We start from the raw sequence: 14,046 nt of genomic DNA, 5'->3' as shown, positions 1-14,046 counted from the left end.
TGCATTGATGAGCAAAGTTCAAGAAAAATATCAAATATCTCCTGTCTTTGTTTTCTTCTTAATTCACGGTGCACAGTTTGGTGCTGGCGTTCTCGGCTTCGCACGAATTATCGCAAAAGCAGCTGGATACGATGGCTGGATAGGCGTTGTAATCACAGGGCTCGTTATCCATGTTCTTATATGGATGATGTATTTTTTATTAAGGGAAACAAACGGAAATTTAATTGATTTACAAAGACAAACGTTTGGAAAGTGGATAGGAAATATCTTTAATATCATCTTTGCAGCTTATTTTTTAATCGTCAGTATTTCGGTTATTCGAACGTATGTTGAAATTATTCAAGTATGGATGTTTCCTACTGCTTCCACCTTTATGCTAACACTCTTTTTGTGCTTAGTTAGCTATTACATTATCTCTTCTGGATTTCGTGTAATTACCGGTATTTGCGTCATCTCTGTTGGTGGTACATTAGGATATTTATTTCTAAGCTTATTCGTTTTGAAATATTCACATTGGGGTAATTTACTACCTATATTTACACATTCTTTTTCAGACATTTTAAAATCCGCTCAACTGTCAATCTACAGTATGACCGGGTTTGAGATTTACCTCATGGTGTATCCATTTGTGAAAAAGCCTATGCAATCTCATAAATACGCTCAGCTTGGAGCACTATTTTCAAATCTTCTATATTTATTTAGCACCCTTTTAGCCTTTGCATTTTTTAGTGAAAAACAATTGTTAAAAACGATATGGGCCCAACTTTCTATGACCCAAGTCATTCAATTACCATTTATAGAAAGACTCGAATATATTGCAATTTCAGGCTATGCACTCGTTATTATTTCAAGTTTTATCCTACCTTTATGGGCTTCAATAAGAGCAACTCACGAAATATTCCGCGTAAAACAAAGAGGTGTTTTAATCGCTTTTATCTTTATCACCCTCATTGTTTCACAACTTTTAACAAACAGGCAGGATATTAACAATTTTATTAGTAATGCATCAAAAGTTAGTTTTTGGCTCATTTATGTATACATCCCAATTCTATTTATTATTGTGTGGGTGAAAAGAAAATGGAAAAAATCAAAAGCACAAGCAAATTAATACTTATTTCTTGTATAACATTCTTCAGTCTAACTGGATGTTTACAAAAAAATATTATCGACGATGTACAGCTGATTCAAGGAACCGTTTTTGATGCAGCAAAAGATAATAAAGTAAAAGTAACATTCGTTTGTCCAATTCAGAAAAAAGGAAATAAAGTTCAAGTTTTTGAAGGCAGCGCAAATGCGGTAAAACAAGTAAAAGCAAACACATCTTTAGAGTCTTCTCAACCATTTGCTAGCGGGCAAATGCGTGTCGCTCTATATACGATAAGACTTGCAAAAAAAGGAATGTCTACTTCATTCGATACATTACTTCGAGATGTAAACATAGGGAACGCTTTATATGTTGGTTTATTAGAGGGGAATGGTACTGAACTTTTAAAAGGCAAATATTCGACTTCATACAACGTTGCAATTTATATAAAAAAATTGCTAGAACATAACATGGAAACTGGTCCTTTACCAAGAGATAATCTGCATGTAGGAGCATTCCGTTATTATCAAGAAGGGCAAGACTACTACATTCCAATTCTAAAAAAGCATGGTGATAAAATAAAAATCACCGGAATTGGCCTTTTTAAAAAAGATAAATATATCGGTAAAATTGCGGAAAAAGATATGTTCGTATTTAAAGGACTATTAGAGAAACATAAATTAGATTCACATGAATTTAAAACAGATTCTGCGTACGTAATGATTAATAATATTCGTTCTGTTCCAACTTACGATATAAAAATTAAAAACGGAAAACCTTCTTTTTTCATTCACGTCCAGCTTGATGCACGTATTCAAGAACTATCGAAAGCAATTAACTTAGAAAATAACAAGAACACAAAAAACATTGAAAAAGATATCCAAAAACAATTAAACATACAAGCTGCCAAATTAATTAAGCAGTTTAAATCTTTAAATGTCGATCCTCTCGGGCTAGGTGCAAAGTATAAGCAACATTATCGCCCATTCAAATTAGAAGAATGGAGACAAATGTATAAAGATGTTCCAGTTCATATAAAATACACCGTAAATATTACAAATTCTGGTGTAATTGAATGAGAAATGATTGAACTCCTCTCTCCAGCATGATACAACGGAGAGAGGAGTTTTTATTTTAGATAGAGAGAGAAGATATTTATGGGGGAGCTTATGTCTAAAAAATTAGTAAAGCCTATTTTAAATGGTATTTTATTTCTCGGCGTCTTTTTATTTGCCCATACATACTTAAAAAATGTTTCCTTCACACGTTACTTGCTTGTCGTTATACCAATGTTACTCGTCGGTATTTTTGGCATCGATCTTATTTCATCCCTTTTAATAAAAAAAGAAGAATAACAAGCGAACATCTTATTTCGATAAGATGTTCTTTTCATTTCATAATCACCTTATGTTACAATAAACTTCGGCATAACGTAAGAAAGGATGAAACAACATGACAAACGAAAAAGGTTTAGATAAAGGATACGAACTTGTTGCGAAAATGCATGAAGTATTCGGACATCCTGTAACAAATACTCCAACAAAATTAACAGAAGAGCGCGCAAAAATCCGTGCAAGTTTTATGCAGGAAGAACTAGAAGAATTTCTAGAGGCAACGACTGTTGAAGATCAATACGATGCACTAATTGACCTTATTTACTTTGCATTCGGAACGTTTGCAGAAATGGGCGTACGTCCAGATAAAGGATTCGAAATTGTAAACAATGCCAACATGGCAAAACTATTCCCTGATGGGAAGCCTCGATTCCGTGAAGGCGACGGTAAGATTCTAAAACCAGAAGGCTGGCAAGCACCAGAGCCACAACTTCGTGCTGAAATCGAACGTCAGCGCCAAGAAGCTGAAAAAAACTGCTAGGATTTCCTAGCAGTTTTTTATTATGTCTTTTTTTCTGCAACTCATTAATGACCCGCGTGCCCCGCGTGTCCTGCTGCCCCACTAATACTAGCTGCTCCTGCTGCTCCTGCTCCAATTCCACCTGTCCAAGGAGAAGATTGTTGCTGTTGTTGATATTGCTGATATTGTTGGTGCTGTTGGTGCTGTTGGTGCTGTTGACCTTGGTGTCCATGATGTTGACCTTGGTGTCCATGATGTTGACCTTGGTGTCCATGATGTTGGCCTTGGTGTCCATGATGTTGGCCTTGATGACCTTGGTGATGGTGGTGACCTTGGTGTCCATGATGTTGGCCTTGGTGGTGATGTCCATGGTGACCTTGTTGGCCTTGGTGAGTTTGATAAAGAACAGCTTGCGGATGAATGTGGTGGTGACCGTGGTGATGTACTTGTTGCCCCTGATGGCCATGTTGACCTTGATGATGGTGATGTCCATGATGGCCGTGTTGACCTTGATGATGGTGATGACCATGATGGCCGTGTTGACCTTGATGGTGGTGATGACCATGATGGCCGTGTTGACCTTGATGGTGGTGATGTCCATGATGGCCGTGTTGACCTTGATGATGGTGATGATGACCATGGTAGCCGTGAACTACTTGCGGATATCCACCTACTCCTCCTGCTACAACACCTACTCCTGGTACAGGAAATCCTGTCTGTACTCCTCCAACGAAAGATGGAAATGCAGTTGGTACGCCTACTGGTACTCCTCCTGCTGCTCCGCCAACAAATGTCGGGATTCCAGTTTGCACTCCGGCTACCGATGATGGAAATCCTCCTGTTAATGTTGGAATTCCAGTTTGTACACCAGCTACTGATGTAGAAAAACCTCCAGGTGTTCCGCCCATCCAGCTCGGAATTCCACCGTACCCTTGTTGTCCTCCTCCCATTAACATCATTTGTTCATAACTATCCGATCCACCCCCAAAGAAACCATGTGGTGCATTATTGTCGATCCCTTTCATTCCTTTCACCTCTTCTACTCAATTTTACCTACCTTTTTTATCATATTTCCTAGTGAAGAATAGGTGTTTGTCTTTATAAGAATTCCTCAACAAACAAATTAAAGGAAAAGATGCGAAACGTCTTTAAAGTAAAATTTTTTATAAATTGAAAACTTATATAAAAGTGATCCAAAGATTATTTTTTACACAAAAAAGCTCAGAGTATAAATACTCTGAGCTTTCATTTAGAATACATTAGTTTGCAACAACGTTAACAAGTTTTCCAGGAACAACAATTACTTTACGAACTGTTTTCCCTTCAATTTGGTCTTGAATTGCTTCAAGTGCAAGTTTTTCCATTTCGTCTTTTGATGCGTCTTTACTCATTGTTAGTTTTGCGCGAACTTTACCCATAACTTGAACAACGATTTCAACTTCATCTTCTACAAGTTTAGACTCATCAAATGTTGGCCAGCTTGCATATGTGATTGTTTCATTGTATCCAAGTTTGCTCCATAGCTCTTCCCCGATGTGAGGTGCAACTGGTGCAATCATTTTTACGAAACCTTCTACATATTCTTTCGGAAGTGTTTCAGCTTTGTATGCATCGTTGATGAATACCATCATTTGAGAAATCGCTGTGTTGAAGCGAAGCTCTGCATAGTCTTCTGTTACTTTCTTCACTGTTTGATGGTAAGCTTTTTCAAGCTCTTTATTTGGTGCGTCAGTAATTTTCTCACTTAATTCACCGTTATCTTGAACGAATAGACGCCATACGCGGTCTAGGAAACGACGAGCTCCGTCAAGACCATTTTCAGACCAAGCAATTGAAGCATCTAATGGGCCCATGAACATTTCGTATAGACGAAGTGTATCTGCACCGTGGCTTGCTACGATATCATCAGGATTTACAACGTTACCTTTTGATTTACTCATTTTCTCGTTGTTTTCACCTAGAATCATACCTTGGTTGAATAATTGTTGGAACGGTTCTTTCGTTGGAACTACACCGATATCGTATAATACTTTATGCCAGAAACGAGCATATAGTAAGTGAAGTACAGCGTGCTCCGCCCCGCCGATATAAATATCAACTGGAAGCCATTGTTTTACTTTTTCAGGATCTACAAGTGCTTCGCTATTGTTTGGATCGATGTAACGTAGGTAATACCAGCAGCTACCAGCCCATTGCGGCATTGTATTTGTTTCACGACGACCTTTTTTACCAGTCTCAGGATCAACAACATTTACCCACTCGTCAATGTTAGCTAGCGGTGATTCACCTGTACCTGAAGGACGGATGTTTTCTGTCTTTGGAAGCACTAATGGTAATTCTTCTTCTTTCACAGCTGTCATTGTGCCATCTTCCCAGTGGATTACTGGAATTGGCTCACCCCAGTAACGTTGACGGCTGAATAACCAGTCACGTAGACGGTACGTTACTTTTTGATTTCCTGCGCTCGTTACTTCAAGCCATTCAATCATTTTGGCGATTGCTTCTTCTTTATTTAATCCATCAAGGAATGCTGAATTTACGTGTGCACCATCACCTGTGTACACTTCTTTCGTAATGTCTCCGCCTTTTACAACTTCCTTCATTGGAAGATTAAATACTGATGCAAATTCATAGTCACGCTCATCGTGAGCTGGAACTGCCATTACAGCACCTGTTCCGTAAGTTGCAAGAACGTAATCAGCGATCCAGATTGGTAATTTCTCACCGTTTACTGGGTTAACTGCGTAAGCACCAGTGAATACACCAGTTTTTTCTTTCGCAAGTTCTGTACGTTCTAGGTCACTCTTCATTTTTACAGCGTTAATGTAAGCTTCTACTGCTTCTTTTTGTTCTGCTGTTGTAATTTCTGCAACAAGTGCATGTTCCGGAGCAAGTACACAATATGTTGCACCAAATAGTGTATCAGGACGCGTTGTGAAAACTGTGAACTTCTCATCTGTACCGTCGATGTTGAAGTGTACTTCTGCACCTTCAGAACGACCGATCCAGTTACGTTGCATATCTTTTAAACTTTCAGGCCAATCAAGCTCATCTAGATCTTCTAATAGACGATCTCCGTAAGCTGTAATTTTTAACATCCACTGTCTCATCGGACGACGCTCAACTGGATGTCCACCGCGCTCACTCTTACCGTCAATGATCTCTTCGTTTGCAAGTACTGTACCAAGTGCTGGACACCAGTTTACAGGTACTTCATCAACGTAAGCTAAGCCTTTTTCAAATAGTTTTAAGAAGATCCATTGTGTCCACTTATAGTAGTTTGGATCTGTTGTATTTACTTCACGGTCCCAATCATAAGAGAAACCTAATGATTTAATTTGGTTACGGAACGTATTAATATTATGCTCTGTAAATTCAGCTGGACTGTTTCCAGTATCAAGTGCATATTGCTCTGCTGGAAGACCGAATGCATCCCATCCCATTGGATGAAGAACATTATACCCTTGCATACGCTTCATGCGAGATAAAATATCTGTCGCTGTATAACCTTCTGGATGTCCTACGTGTAGGCCTGCACCTGATGGATATGGGAACATATCTAGTGCATAAAATTTTGGTTTTTCTGTCTCATCTGGCGTACGGAATGTTTTATTCTCTTCCCAGTAACCTTGCCACTTCTTCTCAACTTCTTGATGATTAAAGCTCATGAGATACCCTCCTTGAAATTCAATTTATTTTCACCGCCCAAAATACAAAAAACCTCTCATCCCTAGAAAGGGACGAGAGGTTATAGATTCCCGCGGTACCACCCTAAATTAATGTACAAAAAATATACATTCGCTTAGATCCGTAACGTGGATTAACGGCAATTGCTACTATTAGTTTCACAACTGCAACTCAAAGGCGAGTTCATAACGAAACGTGGATTGACTTGCACCGACCGTCAACTCTCTAAACCAGCTTCTATTACTACTACTCCTTCTCACTGTTATTACACATATAAGTTAAGTGAACTATCCTTCACCTAGTATCTCTTAAGAGCTTACTTAAAGCGAGGACTTCTCGGTTAATCGTTACTCTTAATAACTAACGAATTCATCTTAAGACAGCCGAGCTATCTCCCTTGTTCTAAAGGTTGTTTTATTTAAATATATTCTAAAACATGTGCACATGTTCCGTCAAACTAAACTGCAATTTTTTCTTCAACTGTTTCTTCTACTTTTACTCGTTTATCATACATGCTCGTTGCTATAAGCGCTACTACAAGCATTACCATGATTGCTATAAACAATACTTCCATATTGTATAAATCAACAATCGCTCCGCCAACGACCGGTCCGAACATTTTCCCTACAGTCGCCGCACTATTTACGACCCCTTGATAAAATCCTAATTTATCTTTTGGTGCAAGTATATTTGCAATCGTTGGCACCGCAGGCCATACAAATAATTCACCAATTGTTAATGTTACCATCGCAACGAGGAACATCGTAAATTGCTGCGCTTGACTTAACACAATGAATGACGCCGCAAAAATGAAGATTCCAATCATAATTTGCTGTTTTAAAGAACGCCTCATCCAACGAATTAGCATACTAACAAGTGGCTGCGCACAAACAATCATCGCTCCGTTTATCGTCCATAATAAACTATAATGACGAAGGCTAATATTCAATTCTTGCATATGTGTTGCAATCGCTCCTTGCCACTGTACGTATGTAACCCAGCATAAAGCATATGCTACACACACGATAAGAAGTGCTTTGAATCCCGGTGTAAGCGTCCACCCTTTTTCTGTTTCGACTTCTTTTTGTACTCCTGGCTCTTTTTTGTCTTCCATACCACGGAAACCAATAAAAGCGATTAAGAAAAAAACAAAGTATAAAATAAAGTTCGCTAAGAAAATATAATCAAAACGATACGACGCAACTAAACCACCACACGCTGTTCCGATCGCAATACCAACGTTTTGTCCAACGTACATCGCATTAAATGCTCGTCTTCCGCCTTCTGGCCAAACCGTACCAACCATCGCATACATCGATGGGAAGACCATTCCAGAACCGAAGCCGATTAAAGCTAGCCACACAACGTATAACGGCCAACCGTGGAAGAACACAAGACCTAAAATTGATACAAGTGTAATCACAATCCCTACTAAAGTTGATTTATAACCGCCCCATTTATCAAATAAAACACCGCCGAGCAAGTTTCCAATTACACCAGTAAGCGAGTTGATCATTAATACCATTCCGGCCACAGATAAAGATTTTCCTAGGTGATCATGCAAATAAATTGTATTAAAAGGCCATAAAAAAGAAGCACCCGTGACATTAATAATCATCCCAGCTACTAATAGCCATACTTTCCTTGGCATAGTTTCCCCTCCTATTCTATTTTTTTCGTTCATATATAACAGTAAAATTGTAGTCGTTTTTAAATAGGAAGGCAACTGATTAATAGTTGATGAAATTCAGATAATGGTTTTGCGGTAAATGAAATTATATTGATTACTTCTTGGATTATATCAGCGATTATCAAAATATATCGGCGCAACTACAAATATATCAGCGATTTTTCAATTATATCGACCACAACTTGAAATATATCGACTTACCGACAAAAAACGACAACAGTAACAATATATAAAAGGGTAGACTGCATGAAATTTTCATGCAGTCTACCCATATTTATACTATCCAACTTCTTTTTCTCGCTTCCCACGCTTTTTAGCGCTCCATTTAAATATTTTATCTAATAAGGAATATATTCTCCCAGATTCTTTCGTTAACAAAGGTCCTAACGATGCCAATATTAAAACATACAAGGCCGAAAACGGTTTAATCGTTGCCATTAAGCCGCCCGCAATTCCAATATTCGCGACGATAATGGAAAATTCCCCGCGTGATACAAGTGTTAAACCGATATTCGTAGAAGCCTTATGCGATAACCCAGCTTTACGCCCCGCAACCATTCCAGCAGTAAAATTACCGATAAGAGTAATGAAAACTGCTCCTAATGCCAACCATACTGCTCCTCCAAGTGAAAATGGGTCTATACTTAAACCGAAGCTGAAAAAGAATATAGCTCCAAAGAAATCACGAAACGGAACAACGAGCTGTTCAATTCGATCACTATGCTCTGTTTCTGAAAAGACAAGCCCTAATAATAATGCCCCAATTGCCTCTGCGACATGAATCGTTTCTGAAAATCCTGCTACAAAGAACAAAATAGCGAATATTACGATAATAAAAATTTCATTGGACGAAATATCTAACATTTTATTTAAAAATCGTGTAGCTTTTCTAGCAACTACAAAGAATAGTAGCATATACCCTACTGCGATTAAAATAGATGTAAGAGCACCTACAAATGACGTTGCCCCTCCGAGTACTAATCCTGAAACGACTGATAAATATACCGCTAAAAAAATATCATCAAACATAATGATTCCTAAAATTAGCTCCGTCTCTTTATTACCCGATCTTCTTAAATCAACAATTACTTTCGCAACAATTGCACTCGATGAAATTGTTATGATCCCAGCAATAATTAATGTTTCTAATAAGGGGAAACCCATTATATATCCGTAAAGTAAACCTAATATAAAATTAAGCGATATATGAACAGTTCCCCCAAAAGCAATTGATTTTCCTGATTTAATTAATTTTTTAATTGAGAATTCTAAGCCTAAGTAAAATAGGAGGAATATGACGCCAACACGGCCGAGGAAGGAAATAACTTCTCCACTTTCGATAAACCTTAAATCGATAAGCCCTAAATCTGGGGCATGAGGCCCCACTAGCATACCGAGTATAATGAGAAACGGGATAATCGAGAACTTTAACTTTGCAGCGAGAATAGCTGCAAAAGCGACTAATACTAACGCAGTTCCAACTTCAAAGATTAAAGTATCCATCGATTATGAATCCCCTCCTACCGAAAGCAACTCATTAATAATTCTTTTCACTTCATGTCTTTCACCTGATAATACGAGCATATCGCCAGCTTCAATGATAGAATCTGAGCCTGGATTAAAGAACTTCTTCATATTCTTTTTCAAAATGGCAATGATCGTTACATTATATGTGTTTCGGACATGTAAACTACCAATTGTTTTTTGTACGACTGGTGCATTATTTTCCACCTTAAACCACTCAATTGATAATCCTTCAAAAGCCATTTCAATCGTATCTAAAGCTTGTGGTCTATATACCATTCCGCCCAATATAGCTGCAATTTGTCTCGCTTCAGAATCACGAAGAGAGACGCTTGAAATGCTCTCCTCATGATCAGCATCAAAATGGTACATTTCTCTTCGGCCATCATCATGGATAACGATAACCATCTTTTCATTACCTTTTGTAATCACTTCAAACTTACATCCAATACCCGGCAGTTCACTCTCTCTAATATTCATATTTTCCGCCCCCTAATTTTTTAGTTACGGCTTTTATAAATCGACATCAATCTCCGTTTTAAAGGTCTCATCTTTTGAGATACCTAAATACTTTAACGTCTCTGATGGAGTCGCGTGATGAAAATGTTTTTGCAATAACGCAATCGCTATCCCTCTTTTGTACGCATGAAACCCAAACGTTTTTCGCATTGAATTTGTTCCGATCTTACCAACAACTCCAACTGCTTCTGCAGCATTATGAATTACACGATACGCTTGTTGGCGCGTAATTGAATTTGGCGTTTTATTAGATTGAAATACGTAATTTTCTCTTTTAACGCCAATAGATTGTACGTAATCTAAAAGCGCTTCTTTTACTTTTGTATTTAAATAAATATCTTGTTTAAATTTTTCATCTTTCACAGGAAGAGTATAAAACTCTTTAACAGTCCCGTCTTCATTTAATACATCTTCAAATTTCATACTAAGTAGTTCTGTAATTTTTAATCCTGTGTTAATTCCAATAACAAATAAAAGATAGTCTCGCTGGGAGTGCTCTTTTAAATATTTTTTCATAGCCTCAATTTGGTTTATATCTTTTAATGCCTCTACAACTTCCATACATGTATTCTCCTCATCTTATGAACGGTAATTTTCTCATCATGTTGTCCATTTTACCTTATCATGCTATGAGATTTCCATGTATTATCCATTATTTTCACAATATACTTTTGTGATCCAAGTAATTTTCAATTTGGAAATTTACGATTGTACAAATACGTTGTGGTTTGAAAAGAAATGGGGGATAAAAGTTCAGCTTCTTTCTATAGATTGGATTCCTCCTTTCCTTATCCAGCTACTTCTACTTTTATATTACGTTACTTATTTATATTATATTATACATTTCAGTAACATTAAAGTGTTTTTTCTGAAAATAATAAAAACCGAGCAATTTCGCTCGGTTTTTTTATTAATCTTCTTTCGGAAGAACAATTCCTTTATACAATTGAACTGTAATAAGGTAATAAATCGTGTAAATAACTACGAAAATTACGATTGGTATCCAAATACGGAAGTACGGATCGACTAAAATAAATCCGAAAATATTCATACCAACTAATACGTGAGCGATACCCACAATTGCTGGGAATAAGAATACTAAGAATAACTCTTTATAAATTGATTTCGTTAATAATTCACGGCGTACACCGATTTTACGAAGCATTTGATAACGCGTAATATCTTTTGATGCACCAGAAAGAATTTTAAACATAAGACAACTTGCCATCATTGCTAAGAAAGCAATTCCAAGGAAGAAGCCCATAAATACTGTTCCACTCGCAATACCGTAGAACATATCATACACTTGATATTTACTATTCATTTGCTCAGCTTTTACATTTTTATATTTAACTAGCTGCAACTCGTCAATTTTTTTCCATTCTTTTGTGTATGCTACGAAATCGTCTGTTTTTCCAGTAAATACGATTCCCTCTTTACCATTTACAGTATCGTACATTTTTTGATCCACAATTTTAATAGCACGATCTTGATATATATAATATGGTTGGATTGTTCTAAATACCTCATCCCATTCTTCAGGCATTGCTTTTTCATTTTGATTTTGCTCTGATCTCACTCCTGCTACTGGAGCTTCTCCTGAAACTTCTTTATATTTACCGAAACTTTCTTTACCCACACCATCTCGAATAAACGGCTTATGTTTCTCTAAATCTTCTTTTATATAATAAATATATTTGTCGTCTACTTTATAACGGTACTCAGCTTTATTTTTGAATGATATACCATCTAAAATTTTCTTCTCTTCAGCCGTAGGATTATGAATAATCGAATCATAAATTTCAAATCCATCAACCGTTTTGATAACGTTATTTTTAAACGCCATACCACCTGAAATCGCACCCGCACCAAGCGCTACTAACATCGCTACTGTCGCAAGTACTTTCGTTAAGCTATTAATACGGAAATTTAATTGTGCAAATGTAAAAGCGTTAAGTCCTTTTTCACTACGCTTTTTATTACTTTTTAACTTTTTAATAATAACAGGGAGAAGTGATCCAAATAGCATATAAGTTCCAGCTGTTGTTGTAATTAATGCTATTATAATTCCCATTTCTTTTAAAGTTTCCATATAAATCATTGATGCATAACCAATGCCTAATAAAATAACCGCAAGGAATGCAACTAAACCTGTCATTTTCCCTTTTACCGCAACACGCTCTGTTTGTGCATCTGCATGTACAAGTTGCAATACAGAAATACGAGATAATTTAATACTATTCATAATTGCTGATAATACAAATAGTGCAAAGAAGAAAATGCAAGTAACTGTCATAGATGGAAGGTAAAACGATTTATAACCTTCACCAGCAAATTCTAATTGTTTCATTAATAATTGACCGATACCTTCTGCAAGTCCTACACCAACTATAATACCAATCGCAAGAGACGCCGCACCTAATACAATCGTTTCAATAAACATAAGTAATGTAACTTTATGCTTTTTTGCTCCTAACATCATATACATACCAAACTCTTTTTGACGAAGAGATAGTAAGAAAGAGTTCGCATATAAAATATAGAAGAACGTTATAATAGCGAGTAAAAATGAACCTGCTTGGAATACAAATCCAATTGATTGAATAACTGAGTTAGATTCGATAAACGTTTTATTCAGCGCTAACGTTTGAAACATATAAAAAATTGAGATAGACATGACAAGACCGACAAGTAATACGATATAATCTTTCAGCTTACTTTTCAGCCCTGACATGGAAAGTTTGAATAACATGCCTTAGAACCTCCTTTCTTACGCTTTTTGTGTGCCTAAGTCTGCAAGCACATCTAAAATTTCTTTATAAAATTCTTCACGTGTACCACCGCGGTGAATTTCTTTATATAGCTCACCATCTTGAATGAATAAAATACGCTGACAGTAACTTGCACTGTACGGATCATGTGTAACCATCATAATAGATACGCCTTGATCTTTATTTAAGTTTGTCATCGCATCAAGTAAACTCGTTGCATTTTTAGAATCAAGCGCTCCTGTTGGCTCGTCCCCTAAAATAATTGCAGGCTCATGCACTAAAGCACGCGCTGCTGCCGAACGTTGCTTTTGCCCACCAGATACTTCAGATGGGTACTTTTGAAGTATTTCTGTAATTCCTAACATATCCGCTACTTTCTCGACTTTTGGTCCAATGTTACGTGATGCGACACCTTGAAGAGAGAGTGGAAGTGCAATGTTTTCATAAATAGATAAGTTCTCTAATAAGTTAAAGTCTTGGAAGATGAATCCTAATTTTTGCGAACGGAAATCTGAAAGCTCACCTTGCTTCATTTTTGTAATATCCGTTCCTGCAATTTCAACAACGCCACCTGTTGCCTTATCTAACGTTGAAATTACATTTAATAATGTCGTTTTACCAGAACCAGATGGTCCCATAATTCCAACAAACTCACCCTCTTGAATTGAGAATGACACACCTTTTAACGCGTGTGATTGGTTCTCACCTTTTTTACCGTACACTTTTTGAACGTTTTTCACGTCTACAACTGGTTTCGTCATATATATCCTCCTACGCTTGTTTTTCCATTACCTATTTTGCGCCTTTTGGAGGTGAACTGCTATTTGTTAACATTACATTTACCTTACAGTTTTGTAATATAAAAAAGATGAGTGTGTAAGGTTTGTTGATAAATGAAATTTTATTAGCGATTCGAC

At 36.9% G+C, this 14,046-nt stretch carries 12 protein-coding genes and 1 other annotated feature; of the genes, 4 read left to right on the top strand and 8 right to left on the bottom strand.

Annotation, left to right across the window (positions count from 1 at the left end):
• Positions 1-7: 7 nt before the first annotated feature.
• The 4 genes from ACTJJY_RS12145 (at position 8) to ACTJJY_RS12130 (ending at position 2,959) form a co-directional block, all read left to right on the top strand.
• Entirely contained in the window at positions 8-1,108 is a 1,101-nt protein-coding gene (locus ACTJJY_RS12145; RefSeq protein ID WP_049107498.1) for a spore germination protein, read from the top strand.
• Positions 1,078-2,163, top strand: a complete 1,086-nt coding sequence (locus ACTJJY_RS12140) for a Ger(x)C family spore germination protein (RefSeq protein ID WP_078994652.1) — start codon at positions 1,078-1,080, stop codon at positions 2,161-2,163. Before ACTJJY_RS12145 ends, ACTJJY_RS12140 begins: the two co-directional genes overlap by 31 nt.
• Positions 2,164-2,253: 90 nt before the next feature.
• A complete protein-coding gene (locus ACTJJY_RS12135) occupies positions 2,254-2,439 on the top strand; it encodes a hypothetical protein (RefSeq protein WP_000038781.1) in 186 nt (61 codons plus the stop codon).
• Positions 2,440-2,536: 97 nt separating this feature from the next.
• Positions 2,537-2,959 (top strand): hypothetical protein, encoded by a 423-nt coding sequence (locus ACTJJY_RS12130; RefSeq protein WP_000180554.1) that lies wholly within the window; start codon positions 2,537-2,539, stop codon positions 2,957-2,959.
• Positions 2,960-3,003: 44 nt separating this feature from the next.
• Here the strand turns inward: ACTJJY_RS12130 and ACTJJY_RS12125 are convergent, their stop codons facing one another.
• The 8 genes from ACTJJY_RS12125 to ACTJJY_RS12090 all read right to left on the bottom strand — a co-directional run bounded on the left by ACTJJY_RS12125 (position 3,004) and on the right by ACTJJY_RS12090 (position 13,890).
• Complete coding sequence (locus tag ACTJJY_RS12125; protein ID WP_440605608.1) at positions 3,004-3,963, bottom strand: hypothetical protein; 960 nt, start codon at positions 3,961-3,963, stop codon at positions 3,004-3,006.
• 234 nt (positions 3,964-4,197) lie between these two features.
• Complete coding sequence (gene leuS, locus ACTJJY_RS12120; protein ID WP_440605607.1) at positions 4,198-6,606, bottom strand: leucine--tRNA ligase; 2,409 nt, start codon at positions 6,604-6,606, stop codon at positions 4,198-4,200.
• A gap of 65 nt (positions 6,607-6,671) precedes the next feature.
• Positions 6,672-6,894: a binding site (T-box leader), on the bottom strand.
• Positions 6,895-7,082: 188 nt separating this feature from the next.
• A complete protein-coding gene (locus ACTJJY_RS12115) occupies positions 7,083-8,276 on the bottom strand; it encodes an MDR family MFS transporter (protein ID WP_440605606.1) in 1,194 nt (397 codons plus the stop codon).
• Positions 8,277-8,594: 318 nt separating this feature from the next.
• On the bottom strand, positions 8,595-9,818 hold the full coding sequence (locus ACTJJY_RS12110) for a cation:proton antiporter (RefSeq protein WP_440605605.1): 1,224 nt from the start codon (positions 9,816-9,818) through the stop codon (positions 8,595-8,597).
• A gap of 3 nt (positions 9,819-9,821) precedes the next feature.
• The gene (locus tag ACTJJY_RS12105) at positions 9,822-10,319 is read right to left on the bottom strand and encodes a cation:proton antiporter regulatory subunit (RefSeq protein ID WP_440605604.1); all 498 of its coding nucleotides are present in this window, start codon (positions 10,317-10,319) and stop codon (positions 9,822-9,824) included.
• A gap of 33 nt (positions 10,320-10,352) precedes the next feature.
• Positions 10,353-10,919 carry a tyrosine-type recombinase/integrase gene (locus ACTJJY_RS12100; protein WP_078994649.1) on the bottom strand — a complete coding sequence of 189 codons (567 nt, stop codon included), beginning with the start codon at positions 10,917-10,919 and terminating at the stop codon, positions 10,353-10,355.
• 349 nt (positions 10,920-11,268) lie between these two features.
• On the bottom strand, positions 11,269-13,110 hold the full coding sequence (locus ACTJJY_RS12095; protein ID WP_440605603.1) for an FtsX-like permease family protein: 1,842 nt from the start codon (positions 13,108-13,110) through the stop codon (positions 11,269-11,271).
• Positions 13,111-13,128: 18 nt separating this feature from the next.
• Positions 13,129-13,890, bottom strand: coding sequence for an ABC transporter ATP-binding protein (locus ACTJJY_RS12090; RefSeq protein WP_000165837.1), 762 nt, complete (start codon positions 13,888-13,890; stop codon positions 13,129-13,131).
• Positions 13,891-14,046: the final 156 nt, after the last annotated feature.

This window comes from Bacillus sp. 22475 (genome assembly GCF_052044835.1).
Classification (GTDB): Bacteria; Bacillota; Bacilli; order Bacillales; family Bacillaceae_G; genus Bacillus_A; species Bacillus_A cereus.
This window is presented reverse-complemented; position numbering and strand designations above follow the sequence as displayed.